Source organism: Pseudomonas sp. B21-031 (assembly GCF_024748985.1).
Classification (GTDB): domain Bacteria; phylum Pseudomonadota; class Gammaproteobacteria; order Pseudomonadales; family Pseudomonadaceae; genus Aquipseudomonas; species Aquipseudomonas kermanshahensis.
On record NZ_CP087181.1, the window covers coordinates 4,344,633 to 4,368,577 of the forward strand.

The window sequence follows — 23,945 nt, forward strand, 5'->3', positions numbered from 1 at the left end:
TAAACCCCGTCGGCTGGCTTTATTCAGTTGACTTGCCTAACGCATAATCCCGCAACTTATTGGCAATCGTGGTGTGCGAAACACCCAATCTTTTGCCCAGTGCACGACTACTTGTATATTCCCCCATCAAACTTTCCAGCACGGCTTTTTCAAAACGGCCGACAATCTGTGAAAGGTCCCCTTCCAATGAAAACTCCCCCAACGGTTGCCGCACACCGTAGTCCGGCAAACGTATATGTTCACTTTTAACTACTCCGCCTTCACATAACGAAACCGCCTGGAACAATACGTTTTCCAGTTGCCGTACGTTGCCTGGCCAGTGGTACTGGCTTAGTTTATCCATCGCGGCCGGCAATAACCGTGGCAAGGCGCAGCCGATCTGCCGGCTGGCCTGGTCGAGAAAGTGCTGCACCAAGCCTTCCAGCCCGTCCATGCACTCACGCAATGGCGGAATGTGCAGCGACAGCACGTTGAGGCGGTGGTACAGGTCCTGGCGGAACTCACCGCGCGCGCACAGCTCGGACAAATCCACCTGGGTGGCGCAGATCACCCGCACATCCAGGTACACCTCTTCATCACTGCCTACGCGGCGAAAGCAACCGTCCTGCAGAAAGCGCAGCAGTTTCACCTGCAAACGCGGGCTCATCTCCCCTACCCCATCAAGAAACAGCGTGCCGCCGGCCGTCAGCTCCAACAGGCCCAGCTTGCCCTCAGCCCGCGCGCCCTCGAAAGCACCCGGCCCGTAGCCGAACAGCTCGGTCTCGGCCATGGACTCTGGCAACCCCGCACAGTTGAGCGCCATGAGCGGCGACTGCCCACGCGGGCTGGCCAGGTGGCAGGCACGTGCCAGCAACTCCTTGCCGGTGCCGGTCTCCCCTTCGATCAGCAAAGGGGCATCCAAGGGCGCCATGCGCCGTGCCTCGCGCACCACCGCCGCCATCACCCGCGAGCTCTGGAAGATACTGTCAAAACCGCGCAGCTCCTGCTTGCGCACGTTGTAGATGCGCTCACCGATACGGTCGGCGCGGTGCAAGGTCAGCACCGCGCCGGCCAGCGCCTCGCTGTCGTCATGCTCGGACTGCAAGGGGGCGATGTCGGCGAGAAACACATCCCCTTTCACCTTGACCCGCAGGCCATTGATACGCGACTTGTTGGCGCGCACCAACTCGGGCAGGTCGAAGTCTTCCACATAACGCGCCAGCGGCATGCCCGGCACCTCGTCGACGCGCACCCCGAGCAACTGCGCCGCAGTGCGGTTGGCGGCGACGATGCTGCCGCCCATGTCGATCGACAGCACCGGAAAGTCCAACGCACCCAGCAACGCGTTCAGCTCCATGTGCCGGCGCTCGCTAGGCATCAAGCCGACGCGCTTGACGCCGAACACCCCGGCAATGGCTTCGAACTTGGGCCGCAGCGCCTGAAACTGCAGGTTGATCAGGTTCGGGCAGTGCAAGTAGATGGCGTTGCCATGGTCGCCGCCCACCTCACCACGCAGCACGTTGATGCCGTACTCCACCAACAGGTTGAGGATGTCGCGAAGGATGCCGATGCGGTTCTGGCAATGCACTTTGATACGCATGAACGCTCTCGAAGCGCCGAAGTTTTTCAACCGGACGCAGAAAATTCGTAAAGATAAGCTGACAAAAACCGGTAAACCATCAGCCCTTTGCCCCGGATTTTCCGACACCTACGCCTTTTTGTAAAATTATCGTTACGAACCAGGGCCGATCCTGGACGGGGGTGGCCCCCCTACCCCCGTGCAAATCGGCCAATGAGGGGATATTCCTTAGGTATGTCGTGGACATAACAAGAAAAGCCCTCACCAGGAGAGCCACATGAAACAGACGCAATACGTGGCACGCGAGCCCGATGCGCATGGTTTTATCGACTACCCGCAGCAAGAGCATGCGGTGTGGAACACGCTGATCACGCGTCAGCTGAAAGTCATCGAAGGCCGTGCCTGCCAGGAATACCTGGACGGCATCGATCAGTTGAAGCTGCCCCACGACCGTATCCCGCAATTGGGCGAGGTCAACAAGGTCTTGGGTGCCACCACCGGCTGGCAGGTTGCCAGGGTGCCAGCGCTGATCCCCTTCCAGACGTTCTTCGAACTGCTGGCCAGCAAGCGCTTCCCGGTCGCCACCTTCATCCGCACGCCGGAAGAGCTCGACTACCTGCAAGAGCCCGACATCTTCCACGAGATCTTCGGCCACTGCCCGCTGCTGACCAACCCGTATTTCGCCGAATTCACCCACACCTACGGCAAGCTCGGCTTGGCTGCGACCAAGGAACAGCGCGTTTACCTGGCGCGCCTGTACTGGATGACCATCGAGTTCGGCCTGATGGAGACCCCGCAAGGTCGCAAGATCTATGGCGGCGGCATCCTCTCCTCGCCGAAAGAAACGGTCTACAGTCTGTCGAACGAACCGGAACATCAAGCGTTCGACCCGATCGAGGCGATGCGCACGCCGTACCGTATCGACATTCTGCAGCCGCTGTACTTCGTGCTGCCGAACCTCAAGCGCCTGTTCGACCTGGCCCATGAAGACATCATGGGCATGGTGCAGCAGGCCATGCAGCTGGGCCTGCACACCCCCAAGTTTCCACCCAAGGTTGCTGCCTGAAGCCACCCTGATAACAACTCGAACTGGAAAAGACACCATGAATGCCTTGAACCAAGCCCACTGCGAAGCCTGCCGCGCCGACGCCCCGAAAGTCAGTGACGAAGAGTTGGCCGAGCTGATTCGCGAAATCCCGGACTGGAACATCGAAGTGCGTGACGGCCACATGGAGCTAGAGCGCGTGTTCAAGTTCAAGAACTTCAAGCACGCCCTGGACTTCACCAACGCCGTGGGTGAAATCGCTGAAGCCGAAGGCCACCACCCCGGCCTGCTGACCGAGTGGGGCAAGGTCACCGTGACCTGGTGGAGCCACTCGATCAAAGGCCTGCACCGCAACGACTTCATCATGTGCGCGCGCACCGACAAGGTCGCCGAGACGGCCGAAGGCCGTAAGTAACAAGCGAAAACGGGGCCGCAATGGCCCCGTTTTTTGTAAGGCAAATGTCCGCTATTCGCCCGTAAAACCGACAAACGAACGGGAAAAATTTCAAACTGTCATCCAGACTGCTGTATCCTGCCCCAGCTTTTTAAAGCCCCACACGCGCCTGGCGCAGCCTTTTCACTCACACTTGCGAGGAACGACGAGATGCATGAAATCCCGAATCTTCCCTTCCCAAGCCTGAACCCAGAAGAGCAAACCGTTACCGTCCATGCCGAGCCGACGCCTGCCGTCGATCAGGATGGTGACGATCAATCCAGCGCTGACCAGGAATAACTGCGCATCCCCCGACTGTGTGAAAACGGCTGACCTGCGGGCCACCCCCGTCATCACGTTTTCACACCGTCCAGAACTCTGCCACGAAGGCCCCCATGCCCCACTCACCGCGCCCTCTTGCGGTCACCCTGCAAGTCGTCTCCATCGTCCTCTTCACCTTTATCGGCTACCTGAACATCGGCATCCCCCTGGCCGTATTGCCCAGCTATGTGCATAACGACCTGGGCTTCAGCGCCGTGGTCGCTGGCCTGGTGATCAGCGTGCAATACCTCGCCACGTTGCTCAGCCGCCCGACGGCCAGCCGCATCATCGACAACCTCGGCAGCAAGCAGGCGGTGATGTATGGCCTGGCCGGTTGTGGGCTCAGCGGCGTATTCATGCTGGCTTGCGCCTTCCTCACCCACCTGCCCTGGCTAAGCCTGAGCTGCCTGCTGATCGGCCGCCTGGTGCTAGGCAGCGCCGAAAGCCTGGTGGGCTCAGGCGCGATCGGCTGGGGCATCGGCCGGGTAGGCGCCGAGAATACCGCCAAGGTCATCTCCTGGAACGGCATTGCCAGCTATGGCGCACTGGCCATTGGCGCGCCGCTGGGGGTGCTGATGGTCAAGTCACTGGGGTTATGGAGCATGGGCGTAAGCATCATGCTGCTGTGCGCAGCCGGCCTTCTGCTGGCCTGGCCCAAGCGCGCGGCGCCCATCGTCAGCGGCGTGCGCCTGCCATTCCTGAGTGTATTGGGCAAGGTATTCCCGCATGGTTCAGGCCTGGCCTTGGGCTCGATCGGCTTTGGCACCATCGCCACGTTCATCACCTTGTACTACGCCAGCCGCGACTGGCCGAATGCCGCACTGACCTTGAGCCTGTTTGGCGCCAGCTTCATCAGTGCCCGCTTGTTGTTCGGCAACCTGATCAATCGCATCGGTGGTTTTCGCGTGGCGATCGCCTGCCTTTCGGTGGAGACCGTGGGGCTGTTGATGCTGTGGCTGGCCCCCAGTGCCGAACTGGCATTGGCAGGGGCGGCACTGAGCGGGTTTGGTTTTTCGCTGGTGTTCCCGGCGCTGGGCGTGGAAGCGGTGAACCAGGTGTCGGCGGCCAACCGCGGCGCTGCGGTTGGGGCGTATTCGCTGTTCATCGATTTGTCACTGGGGATTACCGGCCCGCTGGTGGGCGCAGTGGCAGCGGGGTTCGGGTTTGCTTCGATGTTCTTGTTTGCAGCGGGAGCTGCAGCGTGCGGGCTGGTGTTGAGCCTTTACCTGTACAGGCAGGCGCGCCGGGCTCGGGATACCCTGCAGCGGTCCTGATTATGCAGTGCCTGTACCGGCCTCTTCGCGGGCAAGCCCGCGAAGAGGCCGGTGGAGGTTTAACGCTGCGCGTACTGCAACACCACTTCCAGCGGATGGCGCATCTGCCGCTCGGTCATGCGCTTGACCTGGCTACGGCACGAATACCCCGTCGCCAGCGGTTCGTCTTGCTTGTCCAGCTTGGTCGCCCAGGACTGCTCGAAGATGGTCCGCGAGGTCTCCTGGTTTCGCGCTTCATGCCCATAAGTACCGGACATGCCACAGCAACCCGTAGCCTCGGTCACCAGCTTCAAGCCCAGGCGGGCAAACACTTGCTCCCATTGCCGAGTACTGGCCGGCACGTTGGTCTTCTCAGTGCAGTGCGCCATCAGGCGGAAGCTGCCAGCATTGGCCGCCGCTTGCTCGGGTAATGCATCCATCAACCATTCCTGCGGCAACAGCACCTTCGGGCAGTCTTCCAGGCCTGGCACTTTCTGGTACTCCTGGCGATAGACCAAGGTCATCGCCGGGTCCAACCCCACCAGCGGCACACCACAGTCGGCCAGGGCCTTGAGCTGGGTGCCATTACGGATCGCCGCCTTGGCGAACGCGCCAAGGAAGCCTTGCACGTGCAGCGGTTTGCCGTTGGCACTGTACGGCGCCAGGAACACCCGGTGGCCAAGGCGGTGCGCCAGGTCGATGAACGCGGCCAGCAGCGGCGTCTCGAAGTAGCGGGTGAAGGCATCCTGCACCAGCACGATGCTGCGCTCACGCTGGGCCGGGGTCAGCTCGCGCAGCGCTGGCACGCTGGCCACGCCAACGCGGCAGCGGGTCAGGGTCGCCTGGAAGTTGAAACGGCTGATCAGCGGGCTGTCGACCATGCCGACCTTGTCCGCCAGCAGCTTGCTCACCCACTTTGAGCCCATCACCGCGTTATACAGCCCCGGCGCATGCGCCAGGTATGGGATGGTGAACTCCAGCGAACCGATCAGGTAATCCCGCAGCGGGCGCTGGTAGCGGCCGTGGTACAGCTCGAGGAAACGCGAGCGGAAGTCCGGCACGTTGACCTTGATCGGGCACTGCCCCGCGCAGGACTTGCACGCCAAGCAACCGGCCATGGCGTCGTAAACCTCGTGAGAGAAGTCCGCCTGCCCTTGATCACGCCCGCGGTTATTGCGCAGCCGTGCCGGCAGGCCCTTGAGCCAGGACACCTTGTTACGCGCGGCCGCCAGCACATCGATATCCGCCGCGCCTTGCAAACGCAGCCACTCACGCATCAACGAAGCACGGCCCTTGGGCGAATGCTGACGCTCACGGGTGGCCTTCCACGACGGGCACATGGCATCGTTGGGGTCGTAGTTGTAGCAGGCGCCATTGCCGTTACAGTGCACAGCGCTGCTGAAGTCCTGCCAGACACGCTCGTCGATGGTGCGGTCGAGGTCACCGCGCAGGGTCACGCCATCGACCCGGGTCAGGCCTTCGGCGCTGTCGGGTGGGGTGCAGATCTTGCCGGGGTTGAGCTGGTTGCGCGGGTCGAAAGCGCCTTTCAGGCGCTGCAGCGCCGGGTACAGTTCGCCAAAATATTCGGGCACGTATTCTGATCGCAGGCCCTTGCCGTGCTCACCCCACAGCAGGCCGCCGTAGCTTTTGGTCAGCGCCGCCACGGCATCAGAGATCGGCTTGACCAGCGCGGCCTGGGCCGGGTCTTTCATGTCCAGCGCCGGGCGCACGTGCAGTACACCGGCATCGACGTGGCCAAACATGCCATAGGCCAGGCCGTAGCCATCCAGCAGTGCGCGGAAGTCGGCGATGTAGTCAGCCAACTGCTCCGGTGGTACTGCGGTGTCTTCCACGAACGGCTGCGGGCGCACCTCACCCTCGACGTTGCCCAGCAGGCCCACCGAGCGTTTGCGCATGGTGTAAACGCGAGTGACCGCCTCGGCGCCCTCGGCCAGGGTGTGGCCCAGGCGCTCGACGCTGGTGTCGTTTTGCAGGTGCTGGATGAACGCCTGCACCCGTGCATTGACCTCGTCCGGCTGATCGCCGCAGAACTCCACCAGGTTGATACCCAGGGTCGGGCGCTCGGGGTCGGCCGGGAAGTACTCGGCGACGCTGTGCCAGACGATGTCCTTCATGGCCAGCATCAGCACTTTGGAGTCGACCGTTTCGATCGACAGCGGCTTGTGCGCCATCAGCGCATTGGCGTCACGCAGCGCGTCCATGAAGCTGGTGTAGCGGACGTTGACCAGTACCGCGTATTTCGGGATCGGCAGCACATTGAGCTTGGCTTCGACCACGTAACCCAGCGAACCTTCGGCGCCGCACAGCACGCTGTTGAGGTTGAAGCGCCCCTGTTCATCGCGCAGGTGTGCCAGGTCGTAACCCGTCAGGCAGCGGTTGAGCTTGGGGAAAGTGCTTTCGATCAGCTCGGCCTGGGTTTCCTGGATCTCGCGGGCCACACGGTAGACCTCGCCAACCCGACCAGGCGCTTCACAGGCCTGCGCCAGCGCAGCGTCATCGATGGGCAGGCTGTGCAGGCGCTCACCCCCGAGCAGCACGCTGTGCAGTTCGAGCACGTGATCGCGGGTCTTGCCGTAGGTGCAGCTGCCCTGGCCGCTGGCATCGGTGTTGATCATGCCGCCGACGGTGGCGCGGTTGGAGGTGGACAGCTCAGGGGCGAAGAACAGCCCGTGGGGCTTGAGCGCGGCATTGAGCTGATCCTTGACCACACCGGCCTGGACCCGCACCCAACGCTCCTCGGCGTTGATTTCGAGGATGGTGTTCATGTGCCGCGACAGGTCGACGACGATGCCATCGGTCAGCGACTGACCGTTGGTGCCGGTGCCGCCGCCACGCGGGGTCAGTTTGACCTGGGCAAAGCGCGCCTCGGCCATCAGCGTGGCGACCCGCGCGACGTCATCGGCGTCACGCGGGAACACCGCTGCCTGGGGCAGGCGCTGGTAAATCGAGTTGTCGGTGGCCAGCACGGTACGGGTGGCGTAATCGGCACTGATCTGGCCACGGAAGCCGCTGTTACGCAGGGCCTCGAGGAATTCGGGGTAGTTGGCGGTCGGTGCACTGGTCGGCAGCTGGGCGATCATCGACGGATGGCCTCTTGATATGGGCTAATTCACGGAAAACCTGTCATGCCGGCATGGGTTATTTCACACCAGATGACGAATAGGCCAATGTTCCTGTAGTTTCGCGCCAAGGGCAAACGGATAATCCTGCCGCTATCGATGACTTTTATGAATGAATTACCGCCACCTGACACCGTCCATGTCGCTGCTGCTGGCGTTCGAGGCTGCCGCCCGGCATGAAAGCTATACCCGCGCCGCCGCCGAACTGTCGTTGACCCAAAGCGCTGTCAGCCGCCAGGTGCAGGCACTGGAGCAGCAATTGGGGCTGACGCTGTTCCGCCGTGAAGGGCGCCAGGTGCAGCTGACCGACGTCGGCCGGCTGTATCAGCGCGAGCTGAGCGAAGCCTTGGGGCGCATCCGCAGCGCCACCTTGCAGGCGCTGGCCTACCAATCGGGTGTTGGCACGCTGCGCCTGGCCACCCTGCCCACCTTCGGCTCGAAATGGCTGCTGCCGCGGCTGCATGCGTTCTACAGCGCCCACCCGGGCATGCTGGTGCATATCCATTCACGGATCGAAGCGATCAACTTCGACACCAGCGAGATCGATGCGGCGATCGGCGTGGCGAGCCACGACCTGCCGGGGCTGATCTGCCACCGCCTGCACGCCGAAGAGTTGCTGGTGATTCTGCCGCCAGAGGCAGGCGCCGACGCGCATGGCTGGAGCCCCGCCCGGGTCAGCGAAGAAGTGCTGCTGAACGTCGCCAACAACCCGCATGCCTGGGGCGAGTGGTTCTCGCACCACAGCCTGCCGCACCGGGCGATGCGCCTGGGGCCGAGTTTCGAGCTGACGTCGCATTTGATCCAGGCGGTACGGGCCGGCATCGGCATCGGCCTGGTGCCGCGGATATTGGTGGAAGAGGAACTGGCCAAGGGCGAGCTGTTCAGCCCTGGCGAGGCGTTTGCCAGCCAACGCAGCTATTACCTGATCTATCCGCCACGCAACGAAGCGCTGCCGTCGTTGCGGGCGTTTCGCAGTTGGTTGCTGGAGCAGATCTGAGTTTTGTGCTGGCAGCACTGGCCTCTTCGCAGCACAAGGCTGCTCCTACAAGGGGCGCGTAACCGAAAAAACCCGATGCCAGTCACCTGGCATCGGGTTTTTCTTGCCACCTATGGCGATTACTTGGCCACAGTACCGGCGGCCCCGTTAGCCTGCGCGTCACGCTTAGGCTTGATGAGGTAGAAGAGGAACATCACCACCACCCACACCGGGATCGCATACACCGAGATCTGGATACCCGGGATCTGCAGCATGATGCCCAGGATCAGCACCACGAAAGCCAGGCAGATGTAGTTGCCGTAGGGGTACCACAGCGCCTTGAACAGCGGCTTCTGGCCGGTGCGGTTCAGGTGCTGACGGAACTTCAGGTGCGAGTAGCTGATCATCGCCCAGTTGATCACCAGGGTCGCCACGACCAACGACATCAGCAACTCCAGCGCATTCTGCGGGATGAAGTAGTTGAGCAGCACGGCAATCAGGGTCACCGCCGCCGAGACCAGGATCGAACGCACCGGCACACCGCGCTTGTCGACCTTGGCGAGGGCCGCCGGGGCATCACCCTGCTCGGCCATGCCCAGCAGCATGCGGGCGTTGCAGTAGGTGCCGCTGTTGTACACCGACAGTGCTGCGGTCAGGACCACGAAGTTCAGCAGGTGGGCGGCCACATCGCTGCCCAGCAGGGAGAACACCTGCACGAACGGGCTGCTGCCGTAGCTGCCGCCGGACGCGTCGATACTGGCGACCAGGTTGTCCCATGGGGTCAGCGACAACAGCACGACCAACGCGCCGATGTAGAAGATCAGGATGCGGTAGATGACCTGGTTGATAGCCTTGGGGATCACGGTTTTCGGTTTGTCGGCCTCGGCTGCGGTAAAACCGAGCATCTCCAGGCCACCGAAGGAGAACATGATGAACGCCAGGGCCATGACCAGGCCGCTGACACCATGCGGGAAGAACCCGCCGTGTGCCCACAAGTTGGTCACCGACGCCTCCGGGCCACCGCTGCCGCTGGTCAGCAGGTAGGCACCCAGGCCGATCATGCCGACGATGGCCACGACCTTGATGATCGCAAACCAGAACTCGGCCTCACCGAATACTTTCACGTTCATCAGGTTGATGAAGTTGATCAGCAGGAAGAAGCCCGCCGCCGTGACCCAGGTGGGGATCTCTGGCCACCAGTAGTGGATGTACTTGCCGACCGCCGTCAGTTCCGACATGCCCACCAGGATGTACAGCACCCAGCAGTTCCAGCCCGACATGAAGCCTGCGAAACCGCCCCAGTATTTGTGGGCAAAGTGGCTGAACGAACCGGCCACCGGCTCTTCGACGATCATCTCGCCCAACTGGCGCATGATCATGAAGGCGATGAAGCCGCAGATGGCGTAGCCAAGGATCATCGACGGGCCGGCGGATTTCATCACGCCTGCCGAGCCGAGGAACAGACCCGTACCAATCGCACCACCGAGAGCGATCAACTGGATGTGGCGGTTCTTCAGGCCCCGCTTTAGCTCGCCTGAATGCATGTTTTGTCCACTCATGAACGAAGTCACCTGCATTGTTTTTATCTGTGACGAAATCGGACCCACCGCGCTCGTGGCGCAGCGGAATGGGCAAGGTGGTTACCTTGGGTTTCTTGAACGCGGGCGCCGCCGAGGCGGTTCAGCCGGGTGTGATCAAGAGTGCGCGGTACGCAAGAGGGTCACAGGTAAAACGCGGCGCACTGTATACCCCTGCAAGCGCGCAGGCGTCAACGCGTTGCGTCATTTCCTCGGGAAAAAACGCAGCGATCCTGTGGTGTGAGCCTTGAAAGGCGGAGTGATCGGCGTACATGGCGCCTCCATTTGTTGTTTTGTCAGCACACCTCTGTGGGCGGGCTTTTGCACACGGCAATGCCTGCTATATCAGCGTGCGGCGGGGGTTTGGGCAATAGGCATGCATGGCAGAGGGGGAGTACTGGCAAGGTGGGCGCGGCAAGTTCTGTTTACAGATGTAGGAAAATACGCATTCGATGGCCAGAAAGGGGTAATTTTGTATAAAAAACGTTACAGGGTGGTTTGCCAGCTTTCCACTCGTCAGAAAAAGGGTGACTGATCAATAAGTTGGGGCCGCTCGCGCCCCATCGCAGGCAAGCCAGCGCCTACAGGTCTGCGCTTCATTAGGGTTGGGTGGAGGCGAAAAAAAACCAGCCCGAAGGCTGGTTCTTTATCTTGCGCTGCGGATCAACCGCGCGGCTTGCCGCGGCCACGGCCTGCCGGCTTGTCGCCCTCTGGCTTGCCGGTACGCTTGCGCATCTCGCTCGGGCGCTCGGCCACCGTGCTGCCACGGTTGCCTTTGCGTGGTGCTTCGTCACGCGACGGGCGCGCTGGGCGCTCGGCGGCGGTGTCACGCGGCTGACGCGCTGGGCGCTCGCCAGCCGTCGCATCGCTGGCCGGGCGCAGGTTACGCACGCGCTCGCCACGCCCCATCGGACGGCTCGACTTGCGCTGCATGCGCTCCATCTTGTCCTTGGCTTTGAGGTTCAAGGTCGGCAGCGCAACCGGCTGCAGGCCCACTTCGGCGGCCAGGATGTCGATTTCGCCCTGGGTCATTTCGCGCCAGCGGCCCATCGGCAGGTCGGAGTTGAGGAACACCGGGCCAAAACGCACGCGCTTCAGGCGGCTGACCACCATGCCCTGGGACTCCCACAGGCGACGTACTTCGCGGTTACGGCCTTCCATCACCACGCAGTGGTACCAATGGTTGAAGCCTTCGCCGCCCGGGGCCTTCTGGATGTCGGTGAATTTGGCCGGGCCGTCTTCGAGCATCACGCCCGCCTTCAGGCGCTCGATCATCTCGTCGTCGACCTCACCCCGTACACGCACTGCGTATTCACGGTCCATCTCGTAGGACGGGTGCATCAGGCGGTTGGCCAATTCACCGTCGGTGGTGAACAGCAACAGGCCGGTGGTGTTGATGTCCAGGCGGCCGATGTTGATCCAGCGGCCTTCTTTCGGGCGCGGCAGGCGGTCGAACACCGTCGGGCGGCCTTCCGGGTCGTCACGGGTGCAGATCTCGCCGTCGGGCTTGTTGTACATGATCACGCGGCGGGTGGCCTCGGCGGCTTCCTCGCGCTTGATCAGCTTGCCGTCGACAGCGATGGCATCGTGCAGGTCGACGCGCTGGCCGAGGGTGGCGGCAACGCCATTGACCTTGATCCGGCCCTGGCTGATCCAGGCCTCGACGTCACGGCGCGAACCGACGCCAATGCGCGCCAGCACTTTCTGCAGCTTTTCGCCGGATGGAGGGGTAATTTCGGTATTTTGCAGGTCTTGCTCACTCATCTGGGCACCTCCCGGTGTAGGAATGAAAAAGGGGTCTTGGCGACGAACGCGCCAAAGGGCCGCGCATCATACGCGGTTCGTGTCGGGAACGCACTGGAGCGTAGTGGGTTTTGTGGGGGCTGGATGGGTTTTCTGCCCAATGGTTTGGCGTTGGCAGTGCCGGCCTCTTCGCGGGGCAAGCCCGCTCCCACACAGAATGCCTGAAGCTTGCTACTTACCTGTGGGAGCGGGCTTGCCCGCGAAGAGGCCGGCAATGGTGGTAAAAGGCTCAGGGCTGTACCGGGTCTTCACCCTCAACCGAAGGCTCTGGCTCTACCACGTCCTGCTCGCGCAAATCATCGAAGTCGGTCTTCAACCCTTCTTCCATCGCATCCAATTCCACCAGCAAGGTGCGGAAGCTGGTCTCATCCTTCGGCGCCTCGGCTTCAGCCTCATCCCCCAGGCTTGCATCAGCCAACGCCTGAAGGTGCGCAGGCACCGGCGCGTCATCGGGGTCGAGCAAGGGTTCGGGCTCCATCTCGCGCAACTCGGCCAACGCCGGCAGTTCCTCAAGGCTCTTGAGGTTGAAGTGGTCGAGAAAGGCCTTGGTGGTGGCGAACATCGCCGGCCGGCCCGGCACTTCGCGGTAGCCGACGATGCGGATCCACTCGCGCTCCATCAGGGTCTTGATGATGTTGCTGTTCACCGCCACACCGCGCACGTCTTCGATTTCGCCACGGGTGATGGGCTGGCGGTAAGCGATCAGCGCCATGGTCTCGAGCAGCGCACGGGAATAGCGCTGCGGCCGCTCCTCCCATAGGCGCCCGACCCAAGGGGCAAAGTCTTCGCGGATCTGCAGGCGATAGCCGGTGGCCACTTCCTTGAGTTCGAAGGCGCGGCCGTTGCACGACTTGCCGAGTACTTCCAGAGCCTTCTTGAACACCTTGGGCTCCGGGCGCTCCGCCTCTTCGAACAACTCGTACAGGCGCTCAAGGGACTGCGGTTTGCCCGAGGCAAGCAGAAAGGCTTCGATCAGCGACGCCAGGTCGCGGGGTTCATTCAGGTTCATCAGGTTCTTCAACAAACTCGGCGCGAAGCCGCACGTGGATCGCGGCGAAAGCCTCATTCTGCACCAGTTCGATCAGCGATTCCTTCACCAGCTCAAGAATCGCCATGAACGTCACCACCACCCCCAGTTTGCCCTCTTCAGCCGCAAACAGCTCGACAAAGGGCACAAAGGCGCCGCCCTTGAGGCGGTCGAGCACCTGGCTCATGCGCTCGCGGGTCGACAGCGTCTCACGGGTGATCTGGTGGCTCTCGAACAGGTCATTGCGGCGCATGACGTCGGCCATCGAGACCAACAGCTCTTCCAGGCTGACCTGGGGCAGCAGCTTGCGCACCTTGGCCTGGGGGGCCTCCAGGCGTGGCACGACAATGTCGCGGCCCACCCGTGGCAACGCATCGATACCTTCTGCCGCCGCCTTGAAGCGCTCGTATTCCTGCAAGCGGCGGATCAGCTCGGCGCGCGGGTCGCCCTCTTCTTCCTCGACCTCGGTGGAACGCGGCAACAGCATGCGCGATTTGATCTCGGCCAGCATTGCAGCCATGACCAGGTATTCGGCAGCCAGCTCCAGGCGCACGCTTTTCATCAGCTCGACATACCCCATGTACTGACGAGTGATCTCTGCCACGGGGATGTCGAGGATGTCGATGTTCTGTTTGCGGATCAGGTAAAGCAGTAAGTCCAGCGGCCCTTCGAACGCTTCAAGAATGACTTCCAGGGCGTCCGGCGGGATGTACAAGTCCACCGGCATCTCGGTCAGGGCTTCGCCGTAGACCAGGGCCAGTTGCAACTGTTGAGGCGACTCGACCTCCTCGGCCGGCGCCTCGGGCGCTTCCACCTGGCTCACGCGTTGACCAGGAACGGGGTCGGGTCGCCGCAGCCTTCGCGGATCAATGCAGGCTCATCGCCCGTCAGGTCGATCACCGTGGATGCCTTGAGGTCCCCGAAGCCGCCATCGATGATCAGGTCGACATGGTGCTCCAGGCGTTGACGGATCTCGTAGGGGTCCGTCATGGGTTCTTCATCGCCGGGCAAGATCAGGCTCACACTCATCAACGGCTCGCCCAGCTCCTCCAGCAGCGCCAGGACGATAGGGTTGGACGGCACGCGCAGGCCAATGGTGCGGCGCTTCTCGTGCATCAGAAGCCTCGGCACTTCCCGGGTGGCATTGAGGATAAAGGTATAGGGCCCCGGAATGTGCGCTTTGAGCAGACGGAACGTGGAGGTATCGATCTTGGCAAACAGGCCCATTTGCGACAGGTCGCAGCACAACAGGGTGAAATTGTGTTGCTTGTCCAACTGGCGCAGACGGCGGACCCGTTCGATGGCGTTCTTGTCACCGATCTGGCAGCCCAATGCATAGGCCGAGTCGGTGGGATAGACCACCACACCGCCCTTGCGAATGATATCGACGGCCTGTTTGATCAGGCGCGCTTGCGGGTTTTCCGCATGTATCTGGAAAAATTGGCTCACATAGTCGTCCTGTTCATACCGCCATAGGCTGTTCATGGCTGAATCGGCGCCACAGAGGTGGCAGGTCCTCGGGCAAAGGCCGGTAGGCACCGATCTCTCCCCAGGTGCCGGGGCCGTGGAAGTCACTGCCAGCGCTTGCCAGCAGGCCGAACTCACGGGTGAGGATGGACATCGTGCCCACCTGCTCGGCGGGCATCATCCCATTGACCACCTCAAGCGCTTGCCCGCCTGCCTGAATATAGTCGGCAATCAGCCGTCTGCGCTTGCTGCGGGTCAGATCGTAATGCATCGGATGGGCCAGGCTCACCCAAGCGTTGGACTGGCGAAGGGTCGCCACGGTTTCGTCCAGGGTCGGCCAATGTTGCTTGACGTCGCCGAGCTTGCCGGCGCCCAGCCACTTGCGGAAGGCCTCGCCGCGGTCCTTGACGTGCCCTGCGCGCACCAGAAACTCGGCGAAGTGCGGGCGCGCTGGGGCGTTGCCGCTGTCGCCGAGTTCTTGTTGCACGGCCCTGGCACCGTCGAGCGCACCCGGCATGCCCTTGGCCGCCAGCCGTTTGTCGATTTCCTCCGCGCGCAGCCAGCGGCCACGGTGCAACGCCTCGATGGCGTCGAGCAAGGGCGGTGCGTCGAGCGGGAAGTCATAGCCCAGCACATGGATGGTTGCCCCACCCCAAGTGCACGACAGCTCTACCCCGCTGACCCAGTGCATGCCGTGCGCGTGGCAGGCCTGACGTGCTTCGACGAGCCCTTCGAGGGTGTCATGGTCGGTCAGTGCCAGCGTTTGCACCCCGTGCTCATGGGCCCGGGCGACCAGGACCGTGGGCGACAGGGCGCCGTCGGAGGCCGTGCTGTGACAGTGCAGATCAACATTCATGGAGGAGCGCTACCGCTGGAATCGATGTTTGTTATTATGCCGTCACATCCCGATTCTGGCTGCCATTGTGAAACAATTCATCGATTTCATCCCGTTGCTGCTGTTCTTCATCGTCTACAAGCTCGACCCGCGGCCCATGGAGGTCGCCGGCCACAGCTTCGAATTCGGCGGTATCTACAGTGCCACGGCCATGCTCATCGCCAGTTCCCTGGTGGTGTACGGTGCCCTGTTCCTGCGCCAGCGCAAGCTGGAAAAAGGCCAATGGCTGACCCTGGTCGCCTGCCTGGTGTTCGGCGGCCTGACCCTGACCTTCCACAGCGAAACCTTCCTCAAATGGAAAGCGCCGGTGGTCAACTGGTTGTTCGCCCTGGCGTTCGCCGGCAGCCACTTCATCGGTGACCGGGTGCTGATCAAGCGCATCATGGGCCACGCCCTGACCCTGCCCGATGCCATCTGGACCCGCCTGAACCTGGCCTGGATCTGCTTCTTCCTGGTCTGCGGCGCGGCCAACCTGTTCGTCGCCTTCACCTTCCAGGCCTTTTGGGTCGATTTCAAGGTGTTCGGCAGCCTGGGCATGACCGTGATCTTCCTGGTAGCCCAAGGTGTCTACCTGTCGCGTCACCTGCACGACGACCCTTCTACCTCCAAACCCAAGGATTGACATGCTCTACGCCATCATCGCCAGCGACGTCGCGAACTCCCTGGAAAAGCGCCTGGCTGCCCGCCCTGCGCACATCGAGCGCCTGCAGCAACTCAAGGCCGAAGGCCGCGTGGTGCTGGCCGGCCCACACCCTGCCATCGACAGCAATGACCCAGGTGAAGCCGGTTTCAGCGGCAGCCTGATCGTGGCTGAGTTTGATTCCCTGGCCGCTGCACAGGCCTGGGCCGATGCCGATCCGTACATTGCCGCGGGCGTGTACGACAGCGTCATCGTCAAGCCATTCAAGCAAGTTCTGCCTTGATTCAAGGCCGTGCGGCCTGCTTTCGCGGGCAAGCCCGCTCCCGCAGGGACAGCGCAAGCTTCGCGCTTTGCGCAAACCTGCAGGCGCGAGCTTGGCCGCGAAAGCAGGCCACGCGGTGCTGCTGGTTACACACTTGCCATCAGTCTGCGGTATCTTTGCCACTGGCGGACCAATATGACGCCGTCGATGGTTGAGTTGAGTGAGTCATGAGTGAGCTGTTACTGATTGATGATGACCAGGAGCTGTGCGAGCTGCTCGGCAGCTGGCTGACCCAGGAAGGTTTTTCTGTACGTGCCTGCCACGATGGCCTGAGCGCACGTCAGGCCCTGGCCGCGCATGCGCCAGCGGCGGTGGTGCTGGATGTGATGCTGCCTGACGGCAGCGGCCTGGAGCTGCTCAAACAGCTGCGCAATGACCATGCCGAGCTGCCGGTGCTGATGCTGTCGGCCCGCGGCGAGCCGCTGGACCGCATCCTTGGCCTCGAGCTGGGCGCCGACGATTACCTGGCCAAACCCTGCGACCCCCGCGAGCTCACTGCCCGCCTGCGCGCCGTGTTGCGCCGCAGCCACCCGGCAGCCACCACCACCCAGGTAGAGATCGGCGACCTGATCTACAGCCCGGCACGGGGCGTGGCCAGCATCGATGGCCGCGAGATGACCCTGACCCTGTCCGAAAGCCGCATCCTCGAAGCCCTGCTGCGCCAGCCCGGTGAGCCGCTGGACAAGCAGGAACTGGCGCAGATTGGTCTTGGCCGCAAGCTGACCCTGTATGACCGCAGCCTGGACATGCACGTCAGCAACCTGCGCAAGAAAATCGGGCCCCATGCCGATGGCCGCCCGCGCATCGTTGCGTTGCGTAGCCGGGGCTATTACTACAGCTTGTGAGATCGTTGGGGCCGCTGCGCAGCCCATCGCCGGCAAGCCAGCTCCTACAGCGATAGCGCGGCCCTTGAACACTGCACTGCTCATGTGGGAGCTGGCTTGCCGGCGATGGGCTGCGCAGCGGCCCCAAAATCTCAGCCGCCATCTTTACCCAGCCTTTACCCTCCCCTGACCGCCCTTGACGGTGAGCTGCGTAGACTGTGCTCATCCGGTAACCACCGGCCTATGAAAGGAGAGACACCATGCGCAAGACCCTTATCGCCCTGATGTTCGCCGCCGCCCTGCCGACCGTGGCCATGGCCATGCCTGAAGGCGGCCCGCGTCACGACGGCCCGCATCATCGCGGTGATGCGCCTTTCGCCCAACTGGACCTGAGCCGCGACCAGCGTCAGCAGATCGGCAAGCTGATGGGCGAGCAGATGAAGCAACGCCGCGACATCACTGAGCGCTACCTGTCCAAGCTGCCGGCCGCCGACCAGAAGGCCATGCAGGATGAACTCAAGGCAAGCCATGACAAGACCGACAGCCAGGTCCGCGCCCTGCTCAAGCCTGAGCAACAAAAGCAGTTCGACGAACTGCAGAAAGAGCGAGCTGCAAAGAAAGCCGAATGGCAAGCGTTCCAGGCCTGGAAGGCTGAAAAAGCCGCCAAGGCCCAGTAAGCTAACCGCCCGACGCCCGGCCCGCACCCCTGCGGGCCGGGCTTTTCCCGTTTGCAGGAGGTGCACTTGCGTTCACTGTTCTGGCGCATCCTGGCCAGTTTCTGGCTGGCCATTACCCTGGTTGCCGGGCTGTCGATCCTGTTGGGCCACATGCTCAACCAGGACGCCTGGATCCTCAGCCGCCACCCGGGCCTCAACACCCTCGCCAGCCACTGGGCCAAGCACTACGAACAGGAAGGCACGGCCTCGGCGCAGCAGTTCCTCGAACGCCGCAAGCAGCGCTTCAAGATCGATGTGCAAGTGCTCGACGACAGCGGCGAGGCTGTGGTGCCCGGCACCTTCCCGCGCCGCGCGGCGGCCTTCGAGGCGCGCCAGCACAATGACGAGCGGCGCTTGCCATGGCGGCGCCTGACCGAGGAATACACCAGCCCCTACAGCGGTGAGACGTACCTGCTGATTTACCGGATCCCGCACCCCGAGCTGGACGCGTGGCACCGCGAGAGCCTGCTCTGGCCGCTCAGTGCACTGGGCATCGCCCTGGTGGTCCTGACCTTGTTCAGCCTGTTGGTGACCTTGTCCATCACCCGCCCCTTGAGCCGCCTGCGCAGCGCAGTACACGACCTCGGCCAGACCAGCTACCAACAGAACAGCCTAGCGCGCCTGGCCGCCCGGCGCGACGAGTTCGGGGTCTTGGCCAACGACTTCAACAAGATGGGTGCCCGCCTGCAGAGCACCATCGGCAGCCAGCGCCAGTTGCTACGCGACGTCTCCCATGAACTGCGCTCACCGCTGGCTAGGCTGCGTATCGCCCTGGCCTTGGCCGAACGCGCGGAGCCCGAGCAGCGCCAGGCGCTGTGGCCGCGCCTGACCCGCGAATGCGACCGGCTGGAAGACCTGATCAGCGAAATCCTTGCCCTGGCCCGTGTCGATGCCGAGCAGGCGCATGCCGAGCCGGTCGACCTCAACGCCCTGCTGGGCGGGGTGCGCAAGGATGCGTTGCTCAGCGCGCCGGAGCAGGAAGTACGCCTGCAGGCGCAACCTGGGCTGACCTTGCAGGGTTGGCCAACCTTGATCGAGCGCGCCGTCGACAACCTGCTGCGCAATGCCTTGCGCTTCAACCCGGCCGGGCAGCCGATCGAAGTCAGCGCCGAGCGTGAGCAGGGCCGCATTGTGTTGAGCGTGCGTGACCATGGGCCAGGGGTGGCGCCAGAGCACCTGGCACAGCTGGGTGAGCCGTTCTTCCGGGCCCCGGGGCAGCAAGCGGCTGGGCATGGACTGGGGCTGGCGATTGCGCGCAAGGCGGCCGAGCGCCATGGCGGCAGCCTGGTGCTGGCGAACCATCCGCAAGGGGGGTTTGTGGCACGGCTGGAGTTGCCTGTGACACAGGCTGCTAGTTGACATTCACAGCACAAGGCTGCACCTACAGAGGATCGCGTCACCCTTGTAGGAGCAGCCTTGTGCTGCGAATGGGCCGCAAAGCGGCCCCAACCCTCTCAGCGCTTACTCGCCCCAGGCACTGACAAAATCAGCAGTGTCCAGCACCGGCGCTGTACGCGGCTCGTTTACCGGCGTGCCGACATACAGGTAACCGATCAACTCCTCATTCTCAGCCAACCCCAGCCCTTTGTGCACATGCGCATCGAACGCCATGTCACCGGTACGCCACACCGCACCGACACCCTGGGCATGCGCCGCGATCAGAATACCGTGGGCCGCACACCCGGCCGCCAGGCGCTGCTCGGACTTGGGCACCTTGAAATGATCCTGCAGCTTGGCGATCACCACAATCAGCAACGGCGCACGCAGCGGCATGGCACGTGCCTTGTCCAGCGCTGCCTGGCTGGCATCGCCCTTGTGCTGGACCGCTTCGGCGAACAGCTCGCCCAGCTTCTCGCGGCCCTGGCCTTCGATGGTCAGGAACCGCCACGGGCGCAGCTGGCCGTGGTCCGGTGCACGCAATGCAGCCTGGAACAATGCCTCACGCTGGGCATCATTTGGCGCGGGGTCGGTCAGACGTGGCACGGAAACACGGTTGAGCAATGCGTCGAGAGCCTCCATCGGCTACCCTCCTGGCAGGTGAATGTGCGGCCATTCTAGCGTTTACATCACCAGACCCATAGGTAGAATGGCGCCCTTCCGTTCAGAGTCAGAGCAGATCACATGGCGTTGCCGACCTTAAGGATCATTGGTTTCATCATCGGCATCTTCCTGATCACCCTGGCCGTCAGCATGGTCGTGCCCATGGCGACCCTGGTGATCTTCGAGCGCACTGGCGACATGCCGTCGTTCCTCTGGTCCAGCCTGATCACCTTCATCGCCGGCCTGCTCATGGTCGTGCAGGGCCGGCCCGAGCACGTGCACCTGCGCCCGCGCGACATGTACCTGCTAACCGTCAGCAGCTGGCTGGTGGTGTGCGTGTTCGCGGCCTTGCCGTTCCTGTTGACGCAACACATCAGTTACACCGACGCCTTCTTCGAGAGCATGTCGGGCATCACCGCGACTGGCGCCACGGTGCTCAGCGGCCTGGACAGCATGTCGCCGGGGATCCTGATGTGGCGCTCGATGCTGCACTGGCTCGGCGGCATCGGCTTTATCGCCATGGCCGTGGCGATCCTGCCGCTGCTGCGCATTGGTGGCATGCGCCTGTTCCAGACCGAGTCCTCGGACCGCTCCGAAAAGGTCATGCCGCGTTCACACATGGTCGCCAAGTCGATCGTCGGCGTGTACGTCGGTTTCTCCGTGCTCGGCGCGCTGGCCTTCTGGTGGGCCGGCATGCGGCCGTTCGATGCCATCAACCACGCCATGTCGGCGATTTCCACCGGGGGCTTCTCGACCTCCGACCAGTCGTTGGCGAAATGGGATATCCCCGCTGTGCATTGGGTCGCGGTGGTGGTGATGATCCTCGGCAGCCTGCCCTTCACCTTGTATGTGGCCACCCTGCGCGGCAACCGCCGGGCGTTGATCCGCGACCAGCAGGTTCAGGGCTTGCTCGGCATGTTGGTGGTCACCTGGCTCGTGCTGGGTACCTGGTATTGGGCCACCACCAAGCTGCACTGGCTAGATGCCTTGCGCCACGTGGCGCTGAACGTGACCTCGGTGGTCACCACCACCGGCTTCGCCTTGGGCGACTACAGCCTGTGGGGCAATTTCTCGCTGATGCTGTTCTTCTACCTGGGCTTCGTCGGCGGCTGCTCCGGCTCGACCGCAGGCGGGATCAAGATCTTCCGCTTCCAGGTCGCCTACATCCTGCTCAAGGCCAGCCTTAACCAGTTGATCCACCCGCGCGCAGTGATCAAGCAGAAGTACAACGGGCACCGCCTCGACGAAGAAATCGTGCGCTCGATCCTGACGTTCTCGTTCTTTTTCGCGATCACCATCTGCGTGATGGCGTTGCTGCTGTCGCTGCTGGGCGTGGACTGGATGACCGCGTTGACCGGTGCTGCCGGCACCGTGTCGGGCGTAGGCCCGGGGCTGGGCGAAGTGATCGGCCCAGCCGGCAACTATGCGACGCTGCCGGACGCCGCCAAGTGGATTCTCGCCGGCGGCATGCTGCTCGGTCGGCTGGAGATCATCACGGTGCTAGTGTTGTGCATGCCGGCGTTCTGGCGTCACTGACCCCTTCAGGCTCCGCGCCCAGGCGGGCGCGGTATTCGCTGGGGGTGGCATCGAACCAGCGGCGGAACGCCCGGTAGAAATTGCTCGGGTCGGCGAAACCCAGCAGGTAGGCGGTTTCCAGCAGGGTCATGCCGGGCTGGGCCAGGTACTGCTCGGCCAGCTCACGGCGGGTATCGTCGAGCAACGTCTGGAAGCTGGTGCCCTCCTCTTGCAGGCGCCGCTGCAAGGTCCGCTGAGACAGGTGCAGGGCCTGGGCCAGGGTTTCACGCTTGGGCTCGCCCTGGGGCAGGATGCGGCACAGTACCTGGCGCACCCGGTGGGTGACCCGGCTTTCCGAGAAGCGCGCCAGGTACTCACCGGCAAAACGGTCGTGCAATATGGCCATGGCCTCGTTGGCTGTCGGCAGCGGTGCTTCCATGTCGGCACGTTCGAACACCAGCGCATCATGCGGTGCATCGAATACCAACGGTGAATGGAAGGCGACCTTGTAGGGTTCGATATTCTTCGGCTGCGGCCCCTGCACCAGTACCCGGCGCGGCTGGATGACGCGCCCGCTGAGCCAGGTGCACAACGACAGCGCGCACGCCAACGACGCTTCGGCGCTGTGCCGGGTCGGTGGCAGATGGTCGCCATGCACGGTCAGAATCAGCGAATAGCCCTCAGTGCCGAGGCGGAAGCTCAAGTCGGAGCTTTCGGCAATGATGCGCTGGTAACGCACCAGCCGCTCGAAGCCTTCGGCCAGGGTGCGGCTGGACATCAACGCATAGCCCACCACATGGAACGAAGCCGGGCGCACTACCCGCGCCATATTCAGGCCGATGGCTTCGTTGCCCGACAGTTCCACCGCCAGCTGCCAGAGCCGGGTCATGGAGTCTTGGGGGAAACGCGCGTCGGGGTCGTCGAGGGCGGCGAAGTCGAGCCCGAGTTGCTTGAACATGGCTGGGCAATCGAGCCCTTCCAGCTCGAGTGCCTTGACGATCCCTGATGCCCAGCTGGCTGACGTGGTTCTTTCACTCATGACAGGCTTCTTATGCTGACCGCTCCTGCGGTGAACCCCAAGGATACTCAATTGGCGCCTATTGTCACTGGTAGGCCCCGCCAATGACTCTAGACTCGATTCAGGCTCCACGCCGTGTATCTTATCCAGAAGTATTAATCCCGGAGCAGTGCCATGAACAGCACAGCGCAGTTTCGCAGTTTTGCCGAGTTCTACCCCTACTACCTGGGCGAGCACAGCAACCCCACCTGCCGCCGCCTGCATTTTGTCGGGACAAGCCTGGTGATTGCCTTGTTGGCGTACACCATCGGCAGCGGCAAATGGTTGCTGCTGCTGGCCGTGCCGCTGTTTGGCTATGGCTTTGCGTGGGTCGGGCATTTCTTCTTCGAGAAGAACCGGCCGGCGACGTTTACCTATCCGCTTTACAGCCTGATCGGTGACTTCGCCATGTTCCGTGACATCTTGCTGGGCAAGATCAGCCTTTAAATGGCTTGGGCCGCTTTGCGGCCTTCAGCGTGTCGCGCCTGCGCGTCCGCCAGGCGATACAGCTCAATGCTGCCATCCCAGTGCTCGATCAAGGCCGTGCACGATTCCACCCAATCTCCGCAATTGAGGTACTCCACCTCCCCCACCTTACGGATCTCGGCATGATGGATGTGCCCGCATACCACCCCCTGGAACCCGCGGCGGGTGCACTCGTGGGCAATGGCATCTTCGAAGTCGCTGATGAAGCTCACAGCGCCCTTCACCTTGTGCTTGAGGTAAGCCGACAACGACCAATAGCCATAGCCGTAACGGGCTCGCCAGTGGTTGAGCCAACGGTTGAGCACCAGGGTGAACTCATACGCGCGGTCACCTAGAAACGCCAGCCAGCGGTGATAGCGGGTAATTACGTCGAACTGGTCGCCATGGATCACCAGCAGGCGGCGCCCATCGGCCGTCAGATGCTCAGCCTCATCCACCAATTGGATGTTGCCCAGCATCAGCTTCGAATAACGGCGCAGGAATTCGTCATGGTTGCCGGTGACATAAATCACCTCGGTGCCTCGCTTGCTCATGGTCAACAGGCGCCGAATGACATTGGTGTGCGCTTGCGGCCAATAGATGCCGCCACGCAGCTTCCAGCCATCGATGATATCGCCGACCAGGTAGATGCGGTCGGCCTGGTAGCCCTTGAGAAACCGCGACAGGTGCTCGGCCTGGCAGTCACGGGTGCCCAGGTGCACATCGGAAATCCACAAGGTGCGCACACGTTGCTTGCGCGAGGGACGGGAGAGTTCAGCGTGGGTCATGGGCGGGCTCCGGCGCAGTTTGCTGGAGACTGGCAGGCGCGGATGACACTGCTGTGGCAAAACCATGACGGGTGATGGCCTGC

Annotated in this window: 23 protein-coding genes; 12 read left to right on the top strand and 11 right to left on the bottom strand. The window is 62.8% G+C overall.

Annotated elements, in window-relative coordinates:
- Window positions 1–19 precede the first annotated feature (19 nt).
- Window positions 20–1,579, bottom strand: a complete 1,560-nt coding sequence (locus LOY53_RS19385; RefSeq protein ID WP_252825326.1) for a sigma-54-dependent transcriptional regulator — start codon at window positions 1,577–1,579, stop codon at window positions 20–22.
- Between the two features lie 256 nt (window positions 1,580–1,835).
- On the opposite strand from LOY53_RS19385, the gene phhA reads away from it, so the two are divergent.
- The 4 genes from phhA (at window position 1,836) to LOY53_RS19405 (ending at window position 4,631) form a co-directional block, all read left to right on the top strand.
- Complete coding sequence (phhA, locus tag LOY53_RS19390; protein ID WP_027593093.1) at window positions 1,836–2,624, top strand: phenylalanine 4-monooxygenase; 789 nt, start codon at window positions 1,836–1,838, stop codon at window positions 2,622–2,624.
- Window positions 2,625–2,661: 37 nt separating this feature from the next.
- The gene (locus LOY53_RS19395; RefSeq protein ID WP_027593094.1) at window positions 2,662–3,018 is read left to right on the top strand and encodes a 4a-hydroxytetrahydrobiopterin dehydratase; all 357 of its coding nucleotides are present in this window, start codon (window positions 2,662–2,664) and stop codon (window positions 3,016–3,018) included.
- Between the two features lie 189 nt (window positions 3,019–3,207).
- Window positions 3,208–3,336 (top strand): hypothetical protein, encoded by a 129-nt coding sequence (locus LOY53_RS19400; protein ID WP_256214942.1) that lies wholly within the window; start codon window positions 3,208–3,210, stop codon window positions 3,334–3,336.
- A gap of 95 nt (window positions 3,337–3,431) precedes the next feature.
- A complete protein-coding gene (locus LOY53_RS19405) occupies window positions 3,432–4,631 on the top strand; it encodes an MFS transporter (protein WP_252825328.1) in 1,200 nt (399 codons plus the stop codon).
- Between the two features lie 59 nt (window positions 4,632–4,690).
- On the opposite strand, the gene LOY53_RS19410 is transcribed toward LOY53_RS19405, so the two are convergent.
- Entirely contained in the window at window positions 4,691–7,711 is a 3,021-nt protein-coding gene (locus LOY53_RS19410) for an FAD-binding and (Fe-S)-binding domain-containing protein (protein WP_238215477.1), read from the bottom strand.
- Between the two features lie 151 nt (window positions 7,712–7,862).
- On the opposite strand from LOY53_RS19410, the gene LOY53_RS19415 reads away from it, so the two are divergent.
- Window positions 7,863–8,747 carry a LysR substrate-binding domain-containing protein gene (locus LOY53_RS19415; RefSeq protein ID WP_027593098.1) on the top strand — a complete coding sequence of 295 codons (885 nt, stop codon included), beginning with the start codon at window positions 7,863–7,865 and terminating at the stop codon, window positions 8,745–8,747.
- A gap of 119 nt (window positions 8,748–8,866) precedes the next feature.
- On the opposite strand, the gene LOY53_RS19420 is transcribed toward LOY53_RS19415, so the two are convergent.
- The 6 genes from LOY53_RS19420 to LOY53_RS19445 all read right to left on the bottom strand — a co-directional run bounded on the left by LOY53_RS19420 (window position 8,867) and on the right by LOY53_RS19445 (window position 15,456).
- Window positions 8,867–10,285 (bottom strand): amino acid permease, encoded by a 1,419-nt coding sequence (locus tag LOY53_RS19420; protein ID WP_172961377.1) that lies wholly within the window; start codon window positions 10,283–10,285, stop codon window positions 8,867–8,869.
- A gap of 681 nt (window positions 10,286–10,966) precedes the next feature.
- Complete coding sequence (rluB, locus tag LOY53_RS19425) at window positions 10,967–12,067, bottom strand: 23S rRNA pseudouridine(2605) synthase RluB (RefSeq protein WP_027593100.1); 1,101 nt, start codon at window positions 12,065–12,067, stop codon at window positions 10,967–10,969.
- Window positions 12,068–12,335: 268 nt separating this feature from the next.
- Window positions 12,336–13,115, bottom strand: coding sequence for an SMC-Scp complex subunit ScpB (scpB, locus tag LOY53_RS19430; RefSeq protein ID WP_252825332.1), 780 nt, complete (start codon window positions 13,113–13,115; stop codon window positions 12,336–12,338).
- A complete protein-coding gene (locus tag LOY53_RS19435) occupies window positions 13,102–13,827 on the bottom strand; it encodes a ScpA family protein (protein WP_186681975.1) in 726 nt (241 codons plus the stop codon). The genes scpB and LOY53_RS19435 overlap by 14 nt, the downstream gene beginning before the upstream one ends.
- Window positions 13,828–13,952: 125 nt before the next feature.
- The gene (locus LOY53_RS19440; RefSeq protein WP_252827449.1) at window positions 13,953–14,582 is read right to left on the bottom strand and encodes an L-threonylcarbamoyladenylate synthase; all 630 of its coding nucleotides are present in this window, start codon (window positions 14,580–14,582) and stop codon (window positions 13,953–13,955) included.
- A gap of 13 nt (window positions 14,583–14,595) precedes the next feature.
- Window positions 14,596–15,456, bottom strand: coding sequence for a PHP domain-containing protein (locus LOY53_RS19445; protein ID WP_099430134.1), 861 nt, complete (start codon window positions 15,454–15,456; stop codon window positions 14,596–14,598).
- A gap of 67 nt (window positions 15,457–15,523) precedes the next feature.
- On the opposite strand from LOY53_RS19445, the gene LOY53_RS19450 reads away from it, so the two are divergent.
- From LOY53_RS19450 to LOY53_RS19470, 5 genes are all read left to right on the top strand, one after another.
- Complete coding sequence (locus LOY53_RS19450; protein WP_027593105.1) at window positions 15,524–16,117, top strand: septation protein A; 594 nt, start codon at window positions 15,524–15,526, stop codon at window positions 16,115–16,117.
- 1 nt (window position 16,118) lies between these two features.
- Window positions 16,119–16,418 (top strand): YciI family protein, encoded by a 300-nt coding sequence (locus tag LOY53_RS19455; RefSeq protein ID WP_027593106.1) that lies wholly within the window; start codon window positions 16,119–16,121, stop codon window positions 16,416–16,418.
- Window positions 16,419–16,624: 206 nt separating this feature from the next.
- Entirely contained in the window at window positions 16,625–17,302 is a 678-nt protein-coding gene (locus LOY53_RS19460) for a response regulator transcription factor (protein WP_027593107.1), read from the top strand.
- Window positions 17,303–17,541: 239 nt separating this feature from the next.
- Window positions 17,542–17,958: a Spy/CpxP family protein refolding chaperone gene (locus LOY53_RS19465; protein ID WP_027593108.1), complete on the top strand. Its 417-nt coding sequence runs from the start codon at window positions 17,542–17,544 to the stop codon at window positions 17,956–17,958.
- A gap of 60 nt (window positions 17,959–18,018) precedes the next feature.
- Window positions 18,019–19,356, top strand: a complete 1,338-nt coding sequence (locus LOY53_RS19470; protein ID WP_258703151.1) for a HAMP domain-containing sensor histidine kinase — start codon at window positions 18,019–18,021, stop codon at window positions 19,354–19,356.
- A gap of 102 nt (window positions 19,357–19,458) precedes the next feature.
- Here LOY53_RS19470 and LOY53_RS19475 read toward each other — a convergent pair whose 3' ends face one another.
- Window positions 19,459–20,016 carry an NAD(P)H nitroreductase gene (locus LOY53_RS19475; protein WP_099454989.1) on the bottom strand — a complete coding sequence of 186 codons (558 nt, stop codon included), beginning with the start codon at window positions 20,014–20,016 and terminating at the stop codon, window positions 19,459–19,461.
- 102 nt (window positions 20,017–20,118) lie between these two features.
- Here LOY53_RS19475 and LOY53_RS19480 point away from each other — a divergent pair, with 102 nt between their 5' ends.
- Complete coding sequence (locus tag LOY53_RS19480; protein WP_027593111.1) at window positions 20,119–21,573, top strand: TrkH family potassium uptake protein; 1,455 nt, start codon at window positions 20,119–20,121, stop codon at window positions 21,571–21,573.
- Here LOY53_RS19480 and LOY53_RS19485 read toward each other — a convergent pair.
- A complete protein-coding gene (locus tag LOY53_RS19485; protein ID WP_258703152.1) occupies window positions 21,530–22,591 on the bottom strand; it encodes an AraC family transcriptional regulator in 1,062 nt (353 codons plus the stop codon). The two genes, LOY53_RS19480 and LOY53_RS19485, sit on opposite strands and share 44 nt — an antisense overlap.
- Window positions 22,592–22,744: 153 nt before the next feature.
- On the opposite strand from LOY53_RS19485, the gene LOY53_RS19490 reads away from it, so the two are divergent.
- A complete protein-coding gene (locus tag LOY53_RS19490; RefSeq protein ID WP_027593113.1) occupies window positions 22,745–23,056 on the top strand; it encodes a DUF962 domain-containing protein in 312 nt (103 codons plus the stop codon).
- On the opposite strand, the gene LOY53_RS19495 is transcribed toward LOY53_RS19490, so the two are convergent.
- On the bottom strand, window positions 23,053–23,862 hold the full coding sequence (locus tag LOY53_RS19495) for a UDP-2,3-diacylglucosamine diphosphatase (RefSeq protein WP_099454990.1): 810 nt from the start codon (window positions 23,860–23,862) through the stop codon (window positions 23,053–23,055). The genes LOY53_RS19490 and LOY53_RS19495 overlap by 4 nt on opposite strands.
- Window positions 23,863–23,945: the final 83 nt, after the last annotated feature.